At 68.3% G+C, this 22,034-nt stretch carries 18 protein-coding genes and 1 pseudogene; 7 read left to right on the top strand and 12 right to left on the bottom strand.

Features of this window, described 5'->3' with window-relative positions; translation table 11 throughout:
* From CFB82_RS42320 to CFB82_RS20465, 5 genes and pseudogenes are all read right to left on the bottom strand, one after another.
* Window positions 1-234 (bottom strand): hypothetical protein (locus CFB82_RS42320; protein WP_218829056.1); only part of this gene is annotated, 234 nt, incomplete at its 3' end.
* Window positions 235-246: 12 nt separating this feature from the next.
* Window positions 247-816 (bottom strand): annotated as a pseudogene (locus CFB82_RS20480) (LysR family transcriptional regulator); the annotation flags it as partial.
* A gap of 167 nt (window positions 817-983) precedes the next feature.
* Window positions 984-2,906, bottom strand: a complete 1,923-nt coding sequence (locus CFB82_RS20475; RefSeq protein ID WP_089485057.1) for an SMP-30/gluconolactonase/LRE family protein — start codon at window positions 2,904-2,906, stop codon at window positions 984-986.
* A gap of 466 nt (window positions 2,907-3,372) precedes the next feature.
* Window positions 3,373-3,804 carry a GFA family protein gene (locus CFB82_RS20470; RefSeq protein ID WP_089485056.1) on the bottom strand — a complete coding sequence of 144 codons (432 nt, stop codon included), beginning with the start codon at window positions 3,802-3,804 and terminating at the stop codon, window positions 3,373-3,375.
* A gap of 100 nt (window positions 3,805-3,904) precedes the next feature.
* Entirely contained in the window at window positions 3,905-5,098 is a 1,194-nt protein-coding gene (locus tag CFB82_RS20465) for a porin (protein WP_089485055.1), read from the bottom strand.
* A 304-nt stretch (window positions 5,099-5,402) separates the two neighbouring features.
* On the opposite strand from CFB82_RS20465, the gene CFB82_RS20455 reads away from it, so the two are divergent.
* The 4 genes from CFB82_RS20455 (at window position 5,403) to CFB82_RS20440 (ending at window position 8,101) form a co-directional block, all read left to right on the top strand.
* The gene (locus CFB82_RS20455) at window positions 5,403-6,035 is read left to right on the top strand and encodes a LysE family translocator (protein WP_089485054.1); all 633 of its coding nucleotides are present in this window, start codon (window positions 5,403-5,405) and stop codon (window positions 6,033-6,035) included.
* A 12-nt stretch (window positions 6,036-6,047) separates the two neighbouring features.
* Window positions 6,048-6,581, top strand: coding sequence for a GNAT family N-acetyltransferase (locus tag CFB82_RS20450; RefSeq protein WP_089485053.1), 534 nt, complete (start codon window positions 6,048-6,050; stop codon window positions 6,579-6,581).
* A gap of 111 nt (window positions 6,582-6,692) precedes the next feature.
* Window positions 6,693-7,427, top strand: coding sequence for a metallophosphoesterase family protein (locus CFB82_RS20445; protein ID WP_089485052.1), 735 nt, complete (start codon window positions 6,693-6,695; stop codon window positions 7,425-7,427).
* A 62-nt stretch (window positions 7,428-7,489) separates the two neighbouring features.
* Window positions 7,490-8,101 (top strand): alpha/beta fold hydrolase, encoded by a 612-nt coding sequence (locus tag CFB82_RS20440; protein ID WP_089485051.1) that lies wholly within the window; start codon window positions 7,490-7,492, stop codon window positions 8,099-8,101.
* A gap of 78 nt (window positions 8,102-8,179) precedes the next feature.
* Here CFB82_RS20440 and CFB82_RS20435 read toward each other — a convergent pair whose 3' ends face one another.
* Complete coding sequence (locus tag CFB82_RS20435; protein ID WP_089485050.1) at window positions 8,180-9,502, bottom strand: ATP-binding protein; 1,323 nt, start codon at window positions 9,500-9,502, stop codon at window positions 8,180-8,182.
* The gene (locus CFB82_RS20430) at window positions 9,499-10,239 is read right to left on the bottom strand and encodes a response regulator (protein ID WP_034190595.1); all 741 of its coding nucleotides are present in this window, start codon (window positions 10,237-10,239) and stop codon (window positions 9,499-9,501) included. Before CFB82_RS20430 ends, CFB82_RS20435 begins: the two co-directional genes overlap by 4 nt.
* Window positions 10,240-10,466: 227 nt before the next feature.
* Here CFB82_RS20430 and CFB82_RS20420 point away from each other — a divergent pair, with 227 nt between their 5' ends.
* Complete coding sequence (locus CFB82_RS20420) at window positions 10,467-11,048, top strand: thioredoxin family protein (RefSeq protein ID WP_089448326.1); 582 nt, start codon at window positions 10,467-10,469, stop codon at window positions 11,046-11,048.
* 55 nt (window positions 11,049-11,103) lie between these two features.
* Here the strand turns inward: CFB82_RS20420 and CFB82_RS20415 are convergent, their stop codons facing one another.
* Window positions 11,104-11,742 carry an FMN-binding negative transcriptional regulator gene (locus CFB82_RS20415; RefSeq protein WP_089485049.1) on the bottom strand — a complete coding sequence of 213 codons (639 nt, stop codon included), beginning with the start codon at window positions 11,740-11,742 and terminating at the stop codon, window positions 11,104-11,106.
* A gap of 123 nt (window positions 11,743-11,865) precedes the next feature.
* Between CFB82_RS20415 and pdxR the strand changes: the two genes are divergently transcribed.
* Both pdxR and CFB82_RS20405 read left to right on the top strand, forming a co-directional pair.
* Window positions 11,866-13,380 (top strand): MocR-like pyridoxine biosynthesis transcription factor PdxR, encoded by a 1,515-nt coding sequence (pdxR, locus tag CFB82_RS20410; RefSeq protein WP_089485048.1) that lies wholly within the window; start codon window positions 11,866-11,868, stop codon window positions 13,378-13,380.
* A 192-nt stretch (window positions 13,381-13,572) separates the two neighbouring features.
* Window positions 13,573-15,801 (top strand): penicillin-binding protein 1A, encoded by a 2,229-nt coding sequence (locus tag CFB82_RS20405; RefSeq protein WP_089485047.1) that lies wholly within the window; start codon window positions 13,573-13,575, stop codon window positions 15,799-15,801.
* A gap of 46 nt (window positions 15,802-15,847) precedes the next feature.
* Here the strand turns inward: CFB82_RS20405 and CFB82_RS20400 are convergent, their stop codons facing one another.
* From CFB82_RS20400 to CFB82_RS20385, 4 genes are all read right to left on the bottom strand, one after another.
* The gene (locus CFB82_RS20400) at window positions 15,848-17,767 is read right to left on the bottom strand and encodes a WG repeat-containing protein (protein ID WP_089485046.1); all 1,920 of its coding nucleotides are present in this window, start codon (window positions 17,765-17,767) and stop codon (window positions 15,848-15,850) included.
* Between the two features lie 54 nt (window positions 17,768-17,821).
* On the bottom strand, window positions 17,822-19,084 hold the full coding sequence (locus CFB82_RS44035; RefSeq protein ID WP_235986590.1) for a hypothetical protein: 1,263 nt from the start codon (window positions 19,082-19,084) through the stop codon (window positions 17,822-17,824).
* Between the two features lie 403 nt (window positions 19,085-19,487).
* Window positions 19,488-20,588 (bottom strand): adenosine deaminase, encoded by a 1,101-nt coding sequence (gene add / locus CFB82_RS20390; protein ID WP_089485045.1) that lies wholly within the window; start codon window positions 20,586-20,588, stop codon window positions 19,488-19,490.
* Between the two features lie 47 nt (window positions 20,589-20,635).
* On the bottom strand, window positions 20,636-21,985 hold the full coding sequence (locus CFB82_RS20385; RefSeq protein ID WP_089485044.1) for an NCS2 family permease: 1,350 nt from the start codon (window positions 21,983-21,985) through the stop codon (window positions 20,636-20,638).
* Between the last annotated feature and the right edge of the window lie 49 nt (window positions 21,986-22,034).

Below are 22,034 nucleotides of genomic sequence, written 5' to 3'. Positions count from 1 at the left end.
CTCATACACCGCCTCCAACGTCAGTTCCTGTCGTCTGGCGATCTCTTTCGCTCGCACGCCGTCGCTGAACATCAGAATCGTCCGCGACCGGTCTCGTATTCGCCAATCACGACGGCTTCTCGCCATCGCTTCAAGCTTTGTACGTTCTTCCTGCGTCAGTTCCAGCGCTTTCAATGCCATCAGCTTCGTTGCTCGTCCCGTCCAGTTCGAACCATGATTGTAGAGACATTTCATGTCGAAGGCTTAGACGACCAGGTCATGCCCTTCGAAAGCCGATCCGATCGCAGGCTCACCATGTGCGTCCAGATACTCGCGGCTCGCGAACAGCCCGACCGCCCACTCGGCCAGCTTCCGGCGGACGAGATCGGGGTTTTCCGGCATCACGGTTCGAATCGCGAGATCCGCATCGCGCCGGGTCAGGTTGAGCACCTGTACCGACGTCGTGAGAACCACGTGTATCGCGGGGCACTTCTGTCGCAACGACCGTATTGCGGGCACGACAAAATCCATCGCAAGGGAATCGGTTGTCGTCACGCGGACCTCGCCTTCGAGCCGGTCGTCCGAGCCGTGGACGCGACGCTCGAAGTCGCTCGCCGCCTGCTCCATCGCTTCCGCGGCCTGCAGCGAATGCTCGCCGACCTGCGTCACGACATAGCCGGACGACGTCTTGAGAAACAGCTTCGCGCCCAGCGCCTTCTCGAGCGCCGTCAGCCGCCGCCCGACGGTGGCCTGATCGACATCGAGCACGGCCGCGGCCTCGCGTAGCGTCCCGGTGCGATGAACGGCCAGAAAAACGCGGGCATCGTCCCAGTTCATGGATAACGTTCTCTCTCGGTAAGGCGTGTATGTATTGGTTAGCCGCAATTATACAAGTCGCCTTACCCACCCGATTTCAATAATCAGGTTTCCATATCAATAGGACGGTATCGTTCGACAAGCGCGAAATCCAGGCCGTGCCGTACGCGACCGAACGGCCTGCGCGTTCACGGATGCCAGCAATACACGATCATGCTCGTGCCGTTGTAGTTGTCCTTCGTGATCACGTATTCGCCGGTCGAGCGCAGGTACGCGCGGATCCCGTACATCGAATCGACGTCGTTGCCGACGTCCATCGCCGATGCGTTCGAGTTGGTCAGCGTCGTCACGAGCGCGCCCGTGTTGAGATCGAACACGTCGACGTTAGGCACGGTGTGCACGTAGCCGACGAACAGGTAATGGCCGGCCGCCGCGATCGATTTCGGGTTCGCGCTCGTCAGGTTGATCACGGGGTTCGGTGCGGTCGTGTTGCCGTTCTTCCAGCCGTGATAGACCTCGATGTGCCCGTTCATCGCGGTCCAGTCCCAGTTGTTCGCCAGGCCTTGCGCGAGGATCATCGTGTCGCTGTCCGCCTGGTAGACGATGCGCGTCGTCGGCGCCACGGTGCTCGGCACGGGCGTCGTCACCGGCTTGCCCCACGACGGCTTGCCGGTCGCGTCGAAGCCCGTCATCGGGTAGCGGGTGATCACGTTGGTGCCGTTCAGCCCGGCCCACACGTCGCCGTTGCCGTCGATGTCGAAACCGGTCGTGACCTGCAACGTCGTGTTGAACGGCTTGCCCGGCAGCGAGCCGGCCGGATTCGCGATATAGCCGGTCGCCGGCGTGAAGTAGTAGAAATTGAAGTTGCCGGGGTTCTGGCCCGACGCGACGAGAATCCGGTTGCCGCCCACCATCACGAGCTGGCCGAAGTGCTGGCCGCGCTGGTAGTCGTTCATGTCGAGGCGCGGGTCCTTCGGATAGGTGAACGGGTCGACCGTGTTCGCGACGAACGTGCCGCCCGCCGAGCCCGTATACACGTTGTTGCCGCTGTAGAAGAACGCGCCGTCGGTCGCCGGGTCGGGCGCGGCGATCGCCTCGAAGTTCAGCGCCTGCAGCTTCCATTGCAGCGCACCCGTCGGGCTGTACGCATGCAGGTCGGTGCTGCCGTTGCGCCCGAGATCCCAGCCGCCGCCCCACGCGTTGTTGAGCACGTACAGGTTACCGCCCGAATCCTTGCCGATGCCGACCACGCGCGTGAAGCGCTTGTCGCCGACCTGCCCCTTGATGCCCGAGGTCGTGTCGAGATAGCCGCCCTGCACGCCGAACGTGCCGATCTGCTGCGGCAAACCGGCGAGGCTGTAGAGCTTGATGTTCATGTCCGGGCCCTGGTCGCCCACCAGCAACTGCCCCGTCGGCGCATCGAAATACAGCGCCGACGGCCGCGCGCCGGCCGCCATCTGGATCGTGTTCATCAGCGTGCCGGCGGCGCTGTACTGCACGACCAAGCCCGCGCTCATGCGCGCGACCCACAGGTTGCCCGCCGCATCGAGCGCCAGCGCGCCGGGCCCGGTCACGCCGATGTCGCGCTGCCAGACGCCGTCGGTCGTATAGACGCGCACGCGGTTGCCGTAGAAATCGCTCGCGTACAGCAGGTTGCCGCCCGTCGCGAGGCCGGTGATCACGTCCGGGTTCGGGAGGCCCGTCCACGTGCTGACCGGAATGCGCAGGTCGCGTTTGTTCGTGCTGCGATTGTAGCGGCCCACCGAACCGCTGCCGAAGGTGCGGTTGTAGCCGAGCGCGACGAAGATCGACGTCGCGTTGCCGGTAATCGCGCCGCCCTGGAATTCGTCGTGGATGCCGATCGTGCCCATCGTCTGGCCGTTCTGGTAGAGCGCGACGCCGCCCGCGTTCTCGTCCCAGCGCGACGACGTGTAGATCACGCCCTCGGGCGCGACCCACATCGAGCGCGCGGCATTGCCGACGTGCTGGGCCAGCGTGCCGTACGTGTTCGCGAGCCAGTCGGTCGAGTATTGCACCTGCGCGTGACTCGCCGGCGCCAGCATTGCCATGCACATTCCCAGCAACGCCGCCCGAATTTGTTTCATTGACATGAATAATGCTCCCGAATGTTCAATGGTCGACACTGTAAATCGCGGCGCGTGAAATATTGGTGATTTCGGTTAAAACGCATTCGCCGTCCTCACGAATTATTCACCCCGTTCTTTTTGCTGTCCGGCGCTTTTCCGTCAACGATGGTCAAACCCGCTCACCGCGCCTCAGCAGCTTGCCGGGCGCACGGTTTCGGCGCATTTTTCCCCGGCATTTTCTTCCGGCCCACTCAATGCGAATATGTCATTTTTTCTGAAATGCCCGCATTGTCTTTTTCATTCCCCGGAAATGGGCCAAATGATTACAAATAGAAATTGAAATGAAAGAAAAAAATAATGTCCGGGCGCAATCGCGTCGTCGCGACTCAGCGCAGCGGCATGCGGCGGGAGGAAGGAAGAGGAAAGCGGGATACGGTGGAGAAAACCCAATACCGGCGCGCCGGCCGTGCCGGCACGCGGCTGCGATCGTTCAGTTCGCGTCGTCGAGCGTCGGGCCGTCCCAGCCGTCGAGGAATGTCGGCAGCGTGTCGACGACGTCGATCACGCGTTGCCGGTAGAACAGGTGCATCGTCGGCTGCAGGTCGTCGGGCAATTGCCCGCCGTGCGCACGTGCGGCCAGGCTGTTCGGCACGACGCGCATGCCGAGCCGGTTGGTGCCGAACACGATCTCGCCGCACGACGCGCAGTACGTGCGCGACATCGACTTCGCCGGATGCGGGAACGTCGCGCTACCGCCTTCGACGGCCACCCGCTCGGGCGGCCACGCGGTCGCCGACAGCACCGGCGTGCCGTAGAAATCGCGGCAGGTCGCGCAATGGCGGTTCGCGCGCGCCGCCGGCTCGCCGCGCAGCGTCACGGTGACGGTTCCGCACAGGCAGCTCGCGGAATGCGTTCGGGTCATGTCGTCTCCGCCAGGAAAGGAGGCGACAGTATGGGAGCCTGCGTGCAACGTTGCCTGCATCGGCTGCGGGCAACGTTGCAGCCGCAACGATCGCTTTACGTCAGAACTTCTGGCGCAGGCCGAGACTGACGATGGCCTGCGAGCGCGAATCGGACGAGTGGCCGTTCGCCTTGTCCGACACCGACGCGGTCGCGGCCACCGGCCGGCCGAGCGCGTCGAGCGTCATGCCCGATGCATGCTGGTACGCGCCGAGCAGGTACACGCTGGTGCGCTTCGACAGGTCATACACGGCGCCGAGCGTGACGTTGTGATACTGCGCGCGGTCGTCCACGCCGTCGACGTCGCTGCCGCGCGTGTAGCTGTAGCCGGCGAACAGTTGCGTCTGCGGCTGCACGTTCCAGCGCGTGAACACGCCCGCGACGTTGAACGTCGCATGGCCGGTGAACAGCGACTGGCCGCCGCTGCGGTACTGCACGTTGCTGTAGTTCACGCCGACGACGGCCGGGCCGAAGTCGTAGGTCGCGCCGGTCGCGATGATCTGCTGCGATTGCGCGCTCGCATAGCCCTCGTTGATCGACGAGTTGAACAGCCCGTCGTCGGTGCTCTGCCACTTGCCGGCCGTCGGGTCGGTCGCGCCCGTCTTGCTGTTGTCCGACCGCTCGTAGCCGACGCCGACGCGCAGCGGGCCCGCCGCGTACGCCGCGCCGACGCTCCACGTGTTGCGCTGCTTCATGCTGCCCGGCTGGCTGCCGAAGCCGTACAGCGCGCCGAACGTGAAGCCCGAGTAGTTGGCGCTCGTGTACTTGATCGAGCTGTCGACCCGCGCGGTCTGGTCGAGGTCGTCGATGTCGCCCGGGTGCGCGCCGAAGCCGCCGATGAACGACGACGGGCCGACCGGGCTCACGAAGTCGTCGAGCGACGTGTACTGGCGGCCGAGCGTGACCGTGCCGTAGCGGTCGCTGCCGAGGCCGACGAACGCCTGGCGGCCGAACTGGCGGCCACCCTGCCCCGACGTGCCGTTCGTGATGTCGAAGCCGTTCTCGAGGACGAACAGCGCGCGCATCCCGCCGCCGAGATCCTCGGAACCCTTGATCCCCCAGCGGCTGCCGGACAGGTTGCCGGTCGTGAGCCCGACGCTCGAATGGCCGGTGTACGCGCCCGCGGAGCCGACCCGCTCGTTGCTGCGATAGGTCACGCCCGCATCGACGATGCCGTACAGCGTGACGGAGCTTTGCGCGGCGGCGATGCCCGCGAGCGAGAGCAGCAGCGGGGCTGCGATCAGTTGCTTGTTCATGATTGTCGTGTCTCCGGGCGTTGAACCCGTTGTTCTGGCTGTCAGTTGCGAGTAGCGCGCGGGCGGCGAGATCTGCCGGCGGTGCGGGCCGGCCGCGTCCGCGCGCGACGACGCGGCGGGCATGCCCACTGCGGCCGCCATGGTAGATGGAACCGGTTCCGATCGAAAGCGGAATAATGAAAACAGTTTTTTGCCAAAATCGAGATAGTCGGGCGGGCGGCCGTGTGCGCAGCGCGCCGCACCTGTACAGCCCGGGCGGGCGCAACCGATAATCGAGCGCGCACCATCCATCGGGAGTGCCTTCATGCATGAAACGACCCTGCTGATCTTCGCCGCCGTCGCGTTCGTCGGTATCGCGACACCCGGCCCGACCGTGCTGCTCGCGCTGACCAACGGCTCGCGTTACGGCGTGCGCCGGGCGGCCTACGGCTTCGCGGGCGCGATGCTGTCCGACTTCGTGCTGATCGTCGCGGTCGCGCTCGGCCTCGGCGCGCTGCTGATGGCGTCGGCGTTCTGGTTCTCGGTGGTGAAGTGGCTCGGCGCCGCGTACCTCGCGTACGTCGGCATCCGGCTGCTGATGTCGAAGGGCTCGCTCGACGTCGCCGCCGCGCACGCCGGCGACACATCCGGGCACAACGCGTCGATCTTCGCGAAGAGTTTCCTCACGGCGGTGACGAACCCGAAGGGCTATCTGTTCTTCTCCGCCTTTTTGCCGCAGTTCCTCGATCCGTCCGCGCCGCTCGCGCCGCAATACGTCGCGCTCGCGATCACGTTCGCGCTGCTCGACGGGGTCGTGATGTTCGGCTACGCGCTGCTCGGCGCACGCGCGGTGCGCCTGCTGAAGCGCGCGGGGGCGCTGTGGCTCGAACGCACCTGCGGTGCGATGCTGCTCGCGCTCGCCGGGTCGCTGGCGCTGTACCGGCGTCATGCGGCATAGGCGCGGATTCCGATGAAAATCGCTGCGCCGCCCCGCGCCGGCTTTCCCGGCCTGTCGCTCCGCCAGATCGAACGCGCCGACCTCGACGCGTGGTACGCGTACCTGACGAACCCCGACGTCTACCGCCACACGAGCTGGAACCTGCGCTCGCCCGACGATCTGCTGCCGCTGTTCGACGCCATCGAATCGACGGACCCCGATTCGATCCGGCGTCTCGCCGTGATCGACGACGCATCGGGCGCGCTCGCCGGGACGATCGGCCTGCATACCGTATCGACCGTGAACCGCTCGGCGGAAATCGCGTACGATCTCGCGCCGTCGCACTGGGGGCGCGGGATCGCGAGCGCGCTGTGCACGGCCGTCACCGAGTGGGCATTCGTCGAGGGCTTCATGCGCATGCAGGCCGTCGTGCTGACCAGCAACGCAGGCTCCGCGCGCGTGCTGCAGAAATGCGGCTACCGCTACGAAGGGCTGTTGCGCGCGTACAAGCTGGTGCGCGGCACGCCGGGCGATTTCGCGATGTACGCGCGCCTCGCGACCGACTGACACACCACCCGCGGTTTCACGTCAAACCGCTCACCGCGTCGCATGCGCACGCCATTGGACGGCCTGCGCCGAATTGGCGACAATCGCCGTTCCCTTCCTCGACCATCCCCCATGAAAATCGCCGCGCTGTCCGACATCCACGGCAACCTCGCCGCCCTCGACGCGGTGCTCGACGACGTCCGCCGCCGCGGCGCCGACGTGATCGTCAATCTCGGCGACATCCTGTCGGGCGCGCTCCATCCGCCCGAAACAGCCGACCGCCTGATCGCGCTCGACCTGCCGACCATCAAGGGCAATCACGAACGGCAACTGCTCACCGGCGATCGCGAGTCGATGCGGCTGTCGGATCGCTGGGCGCACGAGACGCTGCGCGCCGATCATCTCGACTGGATCGCCGCGCTGCCCGAACGCATGACGCTCGGCGACGACGTGCTGATGGTGCACGGCACGCCCGACAGCGACCTCGTTTATTTCCTCGAAACGGTCACGCCCGACGGCTGCCGTGCGGCCACGCCCGATGAAATCGCGCAGCGCGCGGGCGACGCACCGGCATCGCTGATCCTGTGCGGCCACACGCACCTCCCGCGGACGGCCAAGCTCGACGACGGCCGGCTGGTCGTCAATCCGGGCAGCGTCGGGCTGCAGGCCTATACGGACGACCTGCCGCATCCGCACCGCATCGAGACGGGCTCGCCGCACGCGCGCTACGCGATGGTGACGCGCACGGCCGCCGGCTGGAACGTCGAATTCCATGCGGTCGAATACGACTGGCACACGGCGGCCGCCACCGCGGCAACGCGCGGGCGCGACGACTGGACCGTCGCGCTGCGCACCGGCCGGTGCTGATCCGCCCGGCTCACCTCGCGCCCCCTTCCGCTTCACTTCACTCATCGGAAAACCGCACCGCCGTGCCCATTCCGTCGCAACTGCTCTTCCTGCCCGGCGCATCGGGCAGCACCGCCTTCTGGCAACCGCTCGCCAGCCTGCTGACACATCCGGCCGAGCGCCGGATCGTCGGCTATCCGGGCTTCGGCGACACGCCTCGCGATCCGGCCGTCGACGATTTCGACAGCCTCGTGCGCCATGTGCTGGAAACGATCGACCGGCCGACCGCCGTGATCGCGCAATCGATGGGCGGCGTGATCGCGATGCGCGCGGCGCTCGACAAGCCCGAACTGATCACGCACCTCGTGCTGACGGTCACGTCCGGCGGCCTCGACATGGCCGGGCTCGGCGCGCAGGACTGGCGCGCCGGTTTCACGGAAGCCAACCCGCAGCTTCCCGACTGGTTCCTGACGTTCCGTGCCGACCTGTCGCGGGATATCGGCCGCATCGTGCAGCCGACGCTGCTGCTGTGGGGCGACGAAGATCCGATCAGCCCCGTCGCGGCCGGCCGGCGCCTGCTCGAGCGGTTGCCCGACGCGCAGCTGCATGTCGTGCCGGGCGGCCGGCACGATCTCGCGGCCGTTCATGCAGCGACGCTCGCGTCGCTCGTCGATGCGCATCTGCAGCGCGGGTGACGTCGCGCGCGTCGGCGACGGCGTCAGCTTCGGCTTCAGCACAAACCTGAAGCCGCGGCGCTCACACGCCGCACGCTGTCACCCCGCATTCCTCAGCGTCAGCCGCGCCTCCAGCCCGCCACCGTCCGCCCGGTTGTTCAGCGTGAGCGTGCCGCCCATCGCCAGCGCGAGCTGCCGCGCGATCGCGAGGCCCAGCCCCGTGCCGCCCGTCTCGCGGTTGCGCGACGTCTCCACGCGCCGGAACGGCTCGAACACCGCGTCGAGCTGATCGTCCGGAATGCCGGGCCCGCGGTCGAGCACCGCGATCACCGCGCCGCCGTCCGGCGCGGCGTGCACGTCGATCTCGGCCGCGCCCGCGAACTTCAGCGCGTTGTCGACGAGATTGCCGACGATGCGGCGCAGTGCCTTCGGCCGCGTGACGAGCGCGAGCGGCGCGCGGCTGTGCAGCGCGACGTCCTGCCCCGCATCCGTGTAGTCGCACACGATGCTGTCGAGCAGCGCATCGAGATCGATGCGGCGCGCGGCTTCCTCGTTGCCGTGCAGCGTCCGCGCGTACGCGACGCCCTCCTTCACCAGATGCTCCATCTCGAGCAGGTCCTGGCGCAGCTTCGCGCCCTGCGCGTCGTCGTCCATCATGTCGGCGCGCAAGCGCATCCGCGTGATCGGCGTCTGCAGGTCGTGCGAGATCGACGCGAGGATCTGCATGCGCTCGGCCATGTACTGCGCGATGCGATCCTGCATCGCGTTGAACGCCCGCGCGGCGCGCGCGACTTCCGACGGCCCGCTTTCGTTCAGCCGCTCGCCCTTCAGGTCGGGGCCGAGCGCGTCGGCGGCCTGCGCGAGCTGCTTGAGCGGCCGCGTCGCGAGCCGCACCGCGAGCCAGCAGCACGCGGCCAGCACCGCGAGCTGCACCACGAGCACGACCGGCAGCCAGCCCGACAGCGGCACCGTCGACATCGGGTGGATGTCGATCGTCAGCGGCGACCCGTCGGTCAGGCGCAGATGCACCTGCAGATGTTCGCGGTCACCGGGAATCGCGTTCGCGGTCAGCGGGTAGTCGCCGCCGATGCCGTCGGAAATCGACCGCTCGACGCGCGCCGACAGCCGCGCTTCCGGCGGCGTGCCGGTCTCGCCGGGCCCGAGGATGAACGCGTAGCTGCGCCGCGCGAGACGCGGCAGCCACGCGGCCCGCTCGGCCGGCGGCAGATGGTCGAGCAGCGCGACCGAGCTCGCGACCTCGCGCTCGATGTAACCCATCATCAGGTTGGTGGTCGCCTGGTCGCGCTCGGTCACGGTGAGCCAGAACGACAGCGTCTGCGCGAGCGCGAGGCCCACGCACAGGATCAGCGCGAGCCGCGCGAACAGCGAGCGCGGCCAGTGCCACGGCATGCGCGCGCTCATGGCGTACCGTCGACGGCGGTCACGGCCGACGAGAACACATAGCCCTCGTTGCGCAGCGTCTTGATGTAGCGCGGTTCGCGCGCGCCGTCGCGCAGGCGCTGGCGCAGCCGGCTCACGAGCAGGTCGATCGACCGGTCGAACGGATCGGACTGCCGACCCTGCGTGAGATTGAGCAACTGGTCGCGCGTCAGCACGCGCTGCGGGTTGTCGAGGAACACGCGCAGCAGCCGGTATTCGGCGCCGCTCAGCGCGACCAGCGTGCCTTCCGCATCGAGCAGGTGGCGCCCGGTCGTGTCGAGCCGCCATTCGCCGAACGCAAGCATCTCCGCGGTTTCCGTCACCTGCATGCCGGGCGGCAGCATGCGCGCGCGGCGCAGCACCGAGCGGATCCGCGCGAGCAGTTCGCGCACCGCGAACGGCTTGGCCAGGTAATCGTCGGCGCCCATCTCGAGGCCGATGATGCGGTCGGTTTCCTCGCCGCGCGCAGTCAGCATCAGCACGGGCACCGTACGGAACTTGCCGGCGCGCAGGTCGCGGCACAGCGTGAGGCCGTCCTCGCCCGGCATCATCAGGTCGAGCACGATCAGGTCCGGCGCGCCGTCGTCCAGCACGTTGCGCATCTCGCGGCCGTTCGCGGCCAGCGAAACGCGCATGCCGTTCTTCTCCAGGTAATCCGCAATCAGTTCGCGGATCGCGCGGTCGTCGTCGACGATCAGCACGTGGTCGATCTTGTCCATGAGTCGTTGTCGGTGTCGAGGTATTCGGGCAGGTGATGTCCGCTTTTATACCGCACGGCGGGCACGCGTTTGTATCCCAATGTATCGCGCCGCCGTGACGACACACAACATTGCATACGCGTGGCTCGCCGGACACATCGCAGATACGTCGGCGCCGCTTAATGGGGCCTGTCGAAACCCGTCCGGCCGCCGCCACCGCGCGGCGGCCTCCCGCTCAGGAGAACGCCATGCTGCCCCGACTCAAGATCGCCGCCCTCGTCTTCGCCCTCGCCGCCACGGCCGGGCTCGCCGCCTTCGCGGGCACCCGCGACGACGCGGGCATGCCGACTTCGCAGGCCGGCATGTCCGCACCCGATTTCACCGGCATCGACCGCTGGCACAACAGCGCGCCGCTGACGCTCGGCCAGTTGCGCGGCAAGGTCGTGCTCGTCGACTTCTGGACGTACTCGTGCATCAACTGCATTCATACGATTCCGTACGTGAAGGCGTGGGACCGGAAGTATCGCGACCAGGGGCTCGTCGTGGTCGGCGTGCATACGCCCGAGTATCCGTTCGAGCGCGACGCGGGCAACGTCGCCGATGCGATCAAGCGCTTCGGCATCCAGTATCCGGTCGCGCAGGACAACCGCTACGACACGTGGCGCGCGTACGGCAACCAGTACTGGCCCGCGCTGTACCTGATCGACGCGAACGGGAAGGTCGTCTATACGCGCTACGGCGAAGGCGAGTACGACAAGACCGAGGCCGCGATCCGCGGCGCGCTCGCGCAGGCCGGTGAAGGCGCGAAGGGCGCGACGCGCACGCAGTGACGCACCAGTGCGCGGGCGTGGCGCTTGCCCGCGCATGCCTGCCCGTCGCAGGCGCTCACCCGCGCTTCGCGTCGGCCGCCGCGGTCATCGCTTCGCCGATCGCGAGGTTGCCGTTCGCGACCAGCGCGTCGCCGGCGCCGCGGATATCGGCCTCGTCCTTGTTCTGCCCGAGCTTGCGCTTGCCGACGAGCCGCGTGATCTCGATCTGCAGCCCGACGATCGACTGCAGCATCGCGTCGAGATAATCCGCCGGCGCGTCGCCCATCTTCCACGGCACCGGCTGCGACGCCTCGTGCGTGCGCGTCAGCCGGGCGACCACGCCGCGCACGAACTTCGCGTCGTCGCGCACCGTGATGCGGCCGTGCGCATGCACGACCACGTAGTTCCACGTCGGCACCTGCCGGTGCGCGACATGCTTGCTCGGATACCAGGTCGGCGAGATATACGCGTCGCCCGCACGGAAGATCACGAGCACCTCGTCACCGTTCGCGACGTCCTGCCAGACCGGATTCGCGCGCGAGACGTGCGCGTGCAGTTCGCCGAGCCCGCCATCGCCGGGCAGAAGCTCGAACGGGATGTGATTCGCGTCGAGCCCGCTCTTGCCATGCGTGATCAGGCTGCCGAACGGATGCTGCACGATCAGATCGCGCAGCGCGTCGGGGTTGGGTTCGTTGAATTCGGCGGGGACGTACATGGCGGCTCCACGGTCATGCGGGGGTTGGAATGGATCGGGCGCTGGCCCGTCATGCGCCGATTGTCGCGCCAAACTGGTTTATGCTGTAGAGCCGGTTTGAAACAATTTCAGCAGACCAGAATCATGGCAAGAACGGCCCGGAACGTCGACATCCCGTCACTCGGCGCACTCGATCGTGCAGCCGGCGACCTGAGCCGCCAGCTCGCGCAGGCGCTGCGCGAAGCCGTGCGGCGCGGCGACGTCCATCCGGGCGACGCGCTGCCGTCCACCCGGCTGCTCGCCGCGTCGCTGCAGGTGGCGCGCGGCACCGTCGTCGATGCGTACGCGCAGCTCATCGCCGAAGGCTTCCTCGAATCCCGCGGCGGCGCGGGCACGCGGGTCGCGAACGCGCTCGCGCTCGCCGAGCCGCCGCCCGTCAACGCGCCCGAACCGCCCGCCCGACACCGCCCGCCGGCACGCACCGGCCTCCCCGAGCCGGCCGCCGCCTTCGCGCGGATCGCCGGCGAATTCCGTCCGCTGCCGGCCATGCCGTTCGCGATCTCGGTGCCGATCGGCCTCACCGCGCCCGACGACATCTGGCGCCGGCTCGGCAACCGCCTGCGCGCGCGCGGCGCCGGCGCGCCGTCCGGCTATGCCGATCCGCAAGGCGCGCTGCCGCTGCGCGAGGCGATCGCCGACTACGTGCGCCGCTCGCGCTCGGTGCGCTGCCATGCCGATCAGGTCGTGATCACGAGCGGCACGCAGCAGGGGCTGCATCTCGCGAGCCAGCTGCTGCTCGGCGCAGGCGATCGGGCATGGGTCGAGAATCCGGCCTATCGCGGCATCACCGCGTTGCTCGACAGCACCGGGCGGCGCGACGCGATGGTGCGGGTGCCGGTCGACGCCGACGGTATCGACGTCGACGCCGGCATCCGTCTCGCGCCGCATGCGCGGGTCGCGTTCGTCACGCCGTCGCACCAGTATCCGCTCGGCATGCCGCTCAGCATGGCGCGGCGCAATGCGCTGCTCGCATGGGCGCGTGGGCAGCACGCGTGGGTGGTCGAGGACGATTACGACAGCGAGCTGCGCTACGAAGGCCATCCGTTCCCGTCGCTGCAGGGGCTCGACCCCGACCGCGTGATCTACCTCGGCACGTTCAGCAAGATCCTGTTTCCGTCGCTGCGGCTCGGCTACGTGATCGCGCCCGACGATCTCGTGCCGGCGTTCTGCGGCGCCCGCGTGCTGATGGATCGTCATGTGCCGACCGCCGACCAGCACGTGCTGGCCGCGTTCATCGCGGAAGGCCACCTCGACCGCCACATCCGCCGCGTGCGCGGCGTGTATGCGGAACAGCGCACGCTGCTGCTCGACACGCTCGGTGCGCGGCTGCCGCGCGAACGCGCATGGGTGCAGCCGGGCGATCAGGGCATGCACGTCGTGCTGTGGCTCGCGGAAGGGATCGACGATCTCGACGTGGTCGAGCGCGCCGCGCAAGCCGGCGTCGCGGTGCGTGCCGTGTCGCCGATGTTCGCGCCCGGTACGGCCCGCCCGGGGCTCGTGCTGGGCTTCGGCGGCTTCGGCCGCGCGCAGATGGAGGCGGCCGCGCAGCGGCTCGCGGATGTGGTCGCGATGGCCGCCGACGACGCCGTGCCGCGCTGACAGACGACGTCGAGCGCTGGCGGGTCGGCCACGATTCGTCGGGAGAATCGCGCCGCGCCGCGCCGTAAATGGTTGTCGGCGGGCAACAAACGTAATCGTCTGTAAATCCTGCAAGCAAACGGCCGTTTTGGCGGGCGTCGCCCGTGTGCCGTTTGCTAGGATCGCGCCTCTTCCATCCGCGCTCCTGCCGCCTTGAATCGCTTCGTGCCGCTTCTCCGAGACGCGTGGCGCCGTTGCCGCGCCCGCGTCGCACCGTTCGCCGCCGCCTGCGGCGCGCGCATCCGCGCGCTGGGCGCCGGCGCGCTGCATCGCCTGCGCCATCCGACGCGCCGCGGCGTCGCGCTGACGCTCGCCGCGATCCCGGCGCTGGGCCTGCTGGTGCTGCTCGCGTTCGTCCCGTTCACGCCGAGCATCGGCGACATCCGCAAGGCGCGCATCGACCGTCCCGCACGCGTGCTCTCCGCCGACGGCCAGCTGATCGCCGAGTTCCGGCCCGTCAACCGCGAATGGGTGCCGCTCAAGCAGATCTCGCCGCACATGGTCGACGCGCTGATCGCGACCGAGGACCACCGTTTCTACGCGCATCACGGCATCGACCTGCGCCGCACGATCGCGGCCGGGCTGCATACTTTCTCGGGCGACCGCCAGGGCGGCTCGACGATCACGCAGCAGCTCGCGCGCAACCTGTATCCGGATGAAGTCGGCCGCGCGCCGACGCTCACGCGCAAGATGAAGGAGCTGATCACCGCGTTCAAGATCGAGTCGGTGTACAGCAAGGACGAGATTCTCGAGACCTACCTGAACACCGTGCCGTTCCTGTACAACGCGTACGGCGTCGAAATGGCCACGCGCACCTACTTCGGCAAATCGGCCGACCAGCTCGACATCGTCGAAAGCGCGACGCTCGTCGGGATGCTGAAGGGCAACAGCTACTACAACCCGGTGCTGAACCCGGAGCGCGCGGTACAGCGGCGCAACATCGTGCTCGACCGGATGGCGCAGATGCACATGCTGACGCCGCCGCAGCTCGCGAAACTGCAGCGCCAGCCGCTGCGCGTCGACTTCGAGCCGCAGTCGGGGCAGCCCGGCCTTGCCCCGCACTTCGCGGTGCAGTTGCGCAAATGGCTGATCGCGTGGGCCGATCGCAACAACTACGACCTCTACTCGGACGGCCTCGTCGTGCGCACGACGCTCGACGCGCGGCTGCAGGACATGGCGACGCAGGCGCTGACGCGGCAGACCGAACGGCTGCAGGCGATCGCCGACAGCGCATGGCGCGGCCCGTCCGGCTGCGGGCTGCGCAACGACCTGTTCCGCGGCTTCATCCGCCAGACGCCCGACTATCGGCAGGCGCGCGACACGGGGCTGACCGACGTCGCGGCGCTGAAGCGGCTCGGCGCCAATCGGGATTTCATGCGCGCGCTGTGCGAGCGCAAGACGCAGGTGCAGGCCGGCTTCGTCGCGATCGATCCGCGCAACGGCGCGATCCGTGCGTGGGTCGGCAGCCCCGATTTCGGCAGCGAGCCGTTCGATCACGTGTCGCAGGCGCGGCGCCAGCCCGGCTCGACGTTCAAGCCGTTCGTCTATGGCGCCGCGTTCGCGGACGGCATGCGGCCGGGCGATACGTTCGTCGACCGCCCCGTGGCGATCCCGATCGACGGGCGCGCGGTCTGGCGCCCGACCGATGCCGAGCCGCCGACCGATGAGCCGATGACGCTGCGCGATGCGCTCGCGCTGTCGCGCAACCGCATCACTGCGCAGGTGATGCAGCACGAAGGCGCCGCGAAGGTCGCGCAGCTCGCCCGCGCGATGGGCGTGCGCGAGAGCCCGCTCGACGCGGTGCCGTCGCTGGCGCTCGGCACGAGCCCCGTCACGCTGAAGGAGATGGTGTCCGCGTACGGCACGATCGCGAACCGCGGCGTGTACGTCGCGCCGCAGATGATCACGCGCATCGAGGATCGCGACGGCAAGGTGCTCGCCGTCTTCGGCAGCGCGCCGCCCGAACGTGCATTGCCCGAGCCCGCCGCGCAGACGCTGGTCGACGTGATGCGCGATGTCGTCGATCGCGGCACCGGCGCCGACATTCGTTCACGGTATGGCATTCGCGTCGACGTCGCCGGCAAGACGGGCACGACGCAGGACAACGCGGACGGCTGGTTCATCCTGATGCATCCGCAGCTGGTGGCCGGTGCGTGGGTCGGCTTCGACGACGGCAGCGTGACGCTGCGCAGCGACTACTGGGGTGCGGGCGCGCACAGCGCGCTGCCGATCGTCGGCACGTTCTACGATGCGGCGCTGCGCGCGAAGGCGATCGATCCGCACGTGCAGTTCTCGCCGGACTTCCGGCCGCGCAGCGCGCCGGTGCCGCGGCGGCGCACGCCGCATCCGGGCCTGTTCGACTGGCTGAAGTTCTTCCGCTGATCGGGGTGCCGGCGCGCCACGCCGGCATCCACGACGACGGCGCGGCCTATCGAAGCGTCGTCGTCGCTTGCCCGTCCGCGTACAGCCAAACGGGCACGCCGTCGTCGCGCAATGCGGCGACCGGTTCGTCCAGGCTCCAGTGCTGCGCGACCGCGACACGGCGGACGAACCACGGCATCAGCATCGCGTGTCCGTCGGCGGCATCGCGATCGTCTTCGAACAGTGCATCGTCACCGATCCGCGTGTAACGCGCCGGATGCAGCACGGTGCCGTCCGCACGAAGCACCGTCGCCCGCACGTCGCCGCCGCCGCCCTCATCCTCCACACAGGCCAGCCAGCCGTGATCGGCGCCCCAGAACAGGCCGGCCACGTCGTCGTAGCGCCCCTGCACGAGCGTCGCGCCCGTCTCGAGATCGCAGATCGCGAGCTGCACCGGCTCGCCCGGCAGGACACCGATCGCGTAACGCGTGAACAGCTCGCCCGGCACGGCTTCGTCATCGGGCAACCATGGCAGCGCCGCCATGTTGACGAAGTCGAACGGCGTCAGCACGCGGCCCTGCCCGTCCACGATCGCGCAACGCCCGTCGTCACGCCGCACGATGTGGCGGATCGCGCCGAGCTCGGTCAGCATGTCCGTCCGTTCGTCGTCGGTCAGCCGGGCGACTTCCGCATAGTGCGACTCGACGACGACGCGGCCTTTCGCATCGACGAGGCCGACGTGACCGTTGCGCCGTGCGACGAAGGCGCCGCATTCGGACGACCATTCGAGCGCGTCCCACTCGGGCTGCGCGCGCCATTGCCCGTCGCGCCCGATCAGCCCCCACCGTTCGCCTTCGGATACCGCCGCGACGGTGCCGTTCTCGAATTCATGCGCATCGTCGAAACGCGGCGGAATCGCCCATGCGCCGCGCGTGTCGACGAAGCCCCAACGGCCGTCCAGGCTCGCGGATGCGACCCCGCCCGTGAAATCGCCGAAATCGTCGAGCGACGGTTCGAGCACCCACGTGCCGTCCGTGCGCACGAGTCCGAACCGCTCACCGACGCGTACGCAGGCGACGTCGCCGCTGAAATCCCACACGGCGTCGAATGACGGCTCGCACACGACCCGCATCTCGTCGCCATCGCGGTCGACATCGCCATCGGCGAACAGCAGGCCGACCTTCCCGTCGCGCTCGGCCCACAGCAGCCGGTCGTCACGCGCGCCGCTCGCCCACAGGTTCGTCCATTCGGGCGGCACGATCACGTGCCACGCATCGTTGGTTTCACGTCGCACACCCCACAGCCCGTTGCTTGCGCGAAAGCTGAACATGCCGTAGCCGAGCCGGTCGCCGTGCACTTCGCCGGCGTCGAACAGCTCGGCAAACGTCACGCCGCGCGGCGGCTCCTGACGAACGAAATAGTGATGCAACATGCCGCCGAACCCGAAACCCCACGCCCAGTCGCGCCAGTCGGGCGGCGACTCGATCTCGAGCACATCGCGCACGCCGCGCACGTCGCGGAAATCCATGCAGTTCGCCACCTGCCACCACAGCCGCGTGCAGGTATCGCGTTCCTGGTCGATGTAGTCGTTCGGATCGCCGCCGTCGAGCCACGACAACTCGTCGAGATTCGCGGAAAACCGGGGTGCGCCGTGCGCGTCGCCGAGCGCGTCGATCGATTCGCCGAGATGACGCACGACCGCATCGAACTGGCGCGCGAGCGCCGGATCGTCGCCCGGCAGCGGATACGCGACGACGAACGACGCGAGTCGGCTGAGTCGCGCAAGCGCGGCGCGCGCGTCGCTGGTGAGATTCGGCGTGCCGGCATCGCCGAACACGCGCTGATCGGTGATCGCCTCGCCCGCGCCGCCGTCGGCGAGCAGCACGCGCCACAGCAGCGGAAAGTGATTGTTGGATTCCGCGAGCGCGATCGTTCGCGCGTCGTCGCCGTCACCGGCCTGGAGATACAGCCATGATCGATTGCCCATCGGAAGGGTCGCCCTCGTTCTTGTTGTCGTCGTATTGCGTCGGTTCGCCCGCCGTCAGCGTGCGGTGGATGCCTTCAGCAGCCGCAGGATTTCCGGCGTGTCGGCGGCGTCCGCCAGCACTTTCGCGGACGGCTTCACGCCGGCGTCGAGCAGGCGCTGCACGCCGTCGACACGGCGCGCCGTCACCTCACCGTCGAGCAGCGCATCGTCATGCAGCACGTCCGGGTTCGCCTCCTTCGCGAGCAGTACGAAGACCGAAGCCGCCACGGGCGGATTCAATGCGTCCGGCAATGCGACGTCGGCGAGCCGGTACGGGTTGTTGTCATGGAGTTGCCAGCGCAGCACGCTGCGCGCCTGCAACTTGCCGAGCACGGCGAGCGCATCCGGTTCCGGCAGTTTCACGATTTCGGCGACGAGGTCGCTCGCCTGCTCTTCGCGGCCATCGCGCAGCGTGTCGGGCGGCGGCAGGTTCGGCACCAGCGCGTCGAGCACGAGTGCCTGCCGGCGCGCGCGATCGGGCGACGCCTGCGCGCCGGCGTCGGGCCGGTTCTGCCGCAGCAACTGGCCGGCCACGCGCCAGCGATCGTCGCGGCCGAGTTCGTCACGCGGCACCTGATGCGCGCGCAACAGCATGCCGAGCCGGCGCCACATCGTATCGATTTCCTTGTCGTCGTTCGACGTCAGGCCGTCGCCAACGATCTCGTCGAGCGCCTGGCCGCACACGAACGCGCGCTGCCGCACCGGATCGAGTTCGGCGAAATACGTGCGCGCGGGTTCCGGCAGCGCATCGAAGTCGGCCTGGCTCATGTCGGGCGGACGGTGGCCCGGGCACGGGCCCGCGCCGGCAATCTCCCGCCCCGCCACCGCCTTCACGGGCTCCGGCGGCGAATCGCCGCTGCGCGCGACCGGATACAGTTCCATGCCGTTGACCTGAAAACCCTGCATCGCCAGCATCACGACGCCAGTCGTCGAATGCTTCGTCTCGAAGTTCTTGCCGGCAATCGATGTGACCTGATACGGCGCGCCGATCGGCAGCTTGATCAGTTCGCCGCCCGGCACGTCGAGCACGCAGGTGCCCGGCGGCGCCTTGTCGGGACCGTCGGTTTCCAGCTCGGCCTCGTGCGTTGGCGCCGTTTCGACACTCCACTGGCCGGCGTCGCGCACACGCAGCACGATCTCGCCGCCCACTTTCTCGACGCGCAGCGTCGCGGGTTTGCCGGCCGCCGGCGCGTAATCGCCGAGCAACGCATCACAGGCAGTGCCGGCCCGCGCGGACAGCGACGCGAGCAACAGCAGACAGAACAAGGGGGTACGCACGGCTGAAGCCTCTCTCTTCGAATTGTTTTGGGAATATCCGGCGCGACAGCGCACGGCGGCTGCGACACGACCCATCGCTACCGGACGCCAATATAGCGAACGCGGGCGACGTGTGCCAGCCGGCGCGGGCACATAACGGCGATGTGCAGGGAAATGAAAAGGTGTGGAGTGGCGTGTGCCGGCTCAGGCCACCCGGACGAAGCGGAGCCGCCGCGCACCATCGTCGTCATCGTTCAACGACGGCTGAGCCCGAATGACCCACGGCGCAGTCGCGATCGCGAACCTGCTGTACCGCTACGCGGAATTGCTCGACGCTGGCGGCCTGCCGGGCGTCTCACAGCTGTTCCGTCACAACGAGTCGCCGGCCGGTTGAAGCACCGGCCAGCGTAAAACGCAGCCGCGCTCAGCCCCCCGCGAGCGTACCTGCCAGCATGTCGAACTCCGGCGCCCACGCCGCATGCCACGCAGCCTTCGTCGTGTCGTCCACCCACGCGCCATCGATCCCGTTCAGCATGAACTGCTTCAGCTCGGCCACGGTGAAGCCGAAATGGCTGAACATCAGCTCCCACGCCTCCGACGGATTGACCTTGTGCAGCGTCGGATCATCGGTGTTCGGATGGATCTTCAGCCCGAGGCCCGGCATCTTGCGCATCGGGTGCCGTTCCGCCCATTGCTCCGGCGGCAGCGTGCGCAGGTAGTACGAATTCGTCGGCACGACGGTGAAGACGATCCCGCGCTCCGCATAGCGGGCGCACAGCTCCGGGTTGTCGACGATCGTATAGCCGTGATCGACGCGATCGACCTGCAACAGATCGACGGCCGTCTCGACGTTGCGCCACGGCATCCCGAACTCGCCCGCATGCGCGGTCGTGCGAAAGCCCGCCGCGCGTGCATTGCGGTAAGCCTTCCAGAACAGCTCCGGCGGCCGGTCGTTCTCGCGATAGTCGATCCCGATTCCCGCGACTTCGTCCGCGCGAGTCGCCTTCATCCATTCGACGATCGCCACCGCTTCGTCGGGATCCTGCTCGCGGTCGATGCTCGGGATCAGGCGCGCGCCGATCCCGAAGTCGCGTGCGGCGTCGCGAATACCCGTCACGATCGCGGCCTGTGCATCCGCATACGCGATACCCGACACACGCACCGTACCTGTCGGATTCCAGAAGAATTCCGCATGCAGGACGTTGTGCGCGGCCGCATCCTCCAGATACTCGTATGCGATCCGCCGCAGGTCGTCGGGCTGCGTGAGCAGATACTGGTCGAGCGCGCGCAGCACGTGCAGCACGCCGACCGACTTCTCGCCGCGCGCATAGAACGCGTCGATCTCCGCACGCTCGATCGGCGCGCCGCTGCGCTCCGCGAGTGCGACGAACGTGTCGTGCCGCACCGCGCCAAGCAGGTGGCAATGCAGCTCGACCTTCGGCAGCGCGTGGAAGAAGGCCCGATGGGCCGGCGTGATCTCGATGCCCGTGCGCGCGGCCGGGACGTTACCTGGTGTTCCCTTCATTGCAGTCTCTTTTTTTGGTAGTGCCGATGCGTCGCGAAAGCCGTCTCTCAGTGCGCCTTCACGACGGTCCAGAAGTAGTAGCCGAGCGGAAGCGCGAGCACGACGAGCCCCCACGACACGTCGCGCCAGCGGCCGGCCAGCAGCTTGACGAGCACGTAGCACAGCAGCCCGCCCGCGATGCCGGTGCCGAAGCTGTTCGACATCAGCGTGAGCAGCACCATCGACATCACGGGCAGCGCATCGGTGAAGTCGTCGAAATGCGTATGGCGGATCGTCGCGAACATCGACAGCCCGATCAGGATCAGCGCCGGCGCCGTCGCCTCTTTCGGGATCGCGAGCGCGACCGGCACGAACAGCAGCATCGCGGCGAACAGCACGGCCGCCGCCAGCGACGACAGCCCGCTGCGGCCGCCGGCCTCGACGCCTGCCGCCGATTCGATCAGCGCGGTCAGCGCGGGAATGCCGAACACGGGCCCAAGCGTCGCCGCGAGCGAATCGACGAGGAACGGCCGGTTGATGTTCGGCAGGTTGCCCTGTTCGTCGAGCAGGTTCGCCTTCGCGCCGACCGCGAGCGCCGTGCCGAGCGTCGAGAAGAATTCCGCCGCGAAGAACGCGAACAGGTACGGCGCGGCTGCGAGGCTCAACGCGCTGCCGATGTCGAGCTTGAACGCAATCGGCGCGATGCTGTGCGGCAGCGACACGAACGACGCGGGCAAATGCGTGACGCCGAGCGGCACGCCGGCCGCAGCCGCGACGAGGATCGCGATCAGGATCGCGCCGGGCACCTTGCGCGCCTGCAGCACGATCGCGACCGCGAGGCCGATCAGCGCGACGAGCGCGCCCGGCCGCGAGAAATCGCCGAGCGCGAACGCGTTGGTCTTCGCGTTCGCGACGACCATCCCCGCGTTGCGCAGCCCGAGCATCGTGACGAACAGCCCGATCGACGCGCCGAGCCCGAGCTTGATCTGCACCGGTATCAGCCGCACCACCACGCCGCGCGCGCCGAGGATCGTCAGCAGGAAGAACAGCACGCCCGATACGCAGGCGATGCCGAGGCCCGTCTGCCAGCCGACGTGCTCGGTCGTCGCGAGCGTCACGCCGATGATGACCGAGCCGCCGATGCCGGGGCCGACGAGGAACGGCAGGTTCGCGTAGAGCCCCATCAGCGTGGTGAACAGCACGAACACGATGATCGTCGCGGTCGTCGCCGCGCCGCGCTCCATGCCGCCCGTCGCGAGCAGCGACGGGATCACGACGAGCAGGTACGCGGCCGCGAGAAACGACGTGACGCCCGCGATCGTCTCGGTGCGCACGCTCGTGCCGCGCGCGGCGAGCGCGAAGCGGCGTTCGAGCCAGTTGGCCGGCGCTCGCGCCGGCATCGTGTCAGTCGCTGACATGGTGGTTCTCCTGTGATTCCGAATATTGTCCTGTGTCGATTCACGCAGT

The organism is Burkholderia sp. HI2714 (assembly GCF_002223085.1).
Classification (GTDB): domain Bacteria; phylum Pseudomonadota; class Gammaproteobacteria; order Burkholderiales; family Burkholderiaceae; genus Burkholderia; species Burkholderia lata_D.
Note: the sequence above shows the minus strand (reverse complement) of the source record. Positions and strands in the feature narration are given on the sequence as shown.

What these genes read in the sequence shown, in the direction of transcription:
- CFB82_RS20475 (WP_089485057.1), bottom strand. Translation starts at nt 2,906, where the DNA reads ATGTCAATGAAACAAATTCGGGCGGCGTTGCTGGGAATGTGCATGGCA.
- CFB82_RS20470 (WP_089485056.1), bottom strand. Translation starts at nt 3,804, where the DNA reads ATGACCCGAACGCATTCCGCGAGCTGCCTGTGCGGAACCGTCACCGTG.
- CFB82_RS20465 (WP_089485055.1), bottom strand. Translation starts at nt 5,098, where the DNA reads ATGAACAAGCAACTGATCGCAGCCCCGCTGCTGCTCTCGCTCGCGGGC.
- CFB82_RS20455 (WP_089485054.1), top strand. Translation starts at nt 5,403, where the DNA reads ATGCATGAAACGACCCTGCTGATCTTCGCCGCCGTCGCGTTCGTCGGT.
- CFB82_RS20450 (WP_089485053.1), top strand. Translation starts at nt 6,048, where the DNA reads ATGAAAATCGCTGCGCCGCCCCGCGCCGGCTTTCCCGGCCTGTCGCTC.
- CFB82_RS20445 (WP_089485052.1), top strand. Translation starts at nt 6,693, where the DNA reads ATGAAAATCGCCGCGCTGTCCGACATCCACGGCAACCTCGCCGCCCTC.
- CFB82_RS20435 (WP_089485050.1), bottom strand. Translation starts at nt 9,502, where the DNA reads ATGAGCGCGCGCATGCCGTGGCACTGGCCGCGCTCGCTGTTCGCGCGG.
- CFB82_RS20430 (WP_034190595.1), bottom strand. Translation starts at nt 10,239, where the DNA reads ATGGACAAGATCGACCACGTGCTGATCGTCGACGACGACCGCGCGATC.
- CFB82_RS20420 (WP_089448326.1), top strand. Translation starts at nt 10,467, where the DNA reads ATGCTGCCCCGACTCAAGATCGCCGCCCTCGTCTTCGCCCTCGCCGCC.
- CFB82_RS20415 (WP_089485049.1), bottom strand. Translation starts at nt 11,742, where the DNA reads ATGTACGTCCCCGCCGAATTCAACGAACCCAACCCCGACGCGCTGCGC.
- pdxR (WP_089485048.1), top strand. Translation starts at nt 11,866, where the DNA reads ATGGCAAGAACGGCCCGGAACGTCGACATCCCGTCACTCGGCGCACTC.
- CFB82_RS20400 (WP_089485046.1), bottom strand. Translation starts at nt 17,767, where the DNA reads ATGGGCAATCGATCATGGCTGTATCTCCAGGCCGGTGACGGCGACGAC.
- add (WP_089485045.1), bottom strand. Translation starts at nt 20,588, where the DNA reads ATGAAGGGAACACCAGGTAACGTCCCGGCCGCGCGCACGGGCATCGAG.
- CFB82_RS20385 (WP_089485044.1), bottom strand. Translation starts at nt 21,985, where the DNA reads ATGTCAGCGACTGACACGATGCCGGCGCGAGCGCCGGCCAACTGGCTC.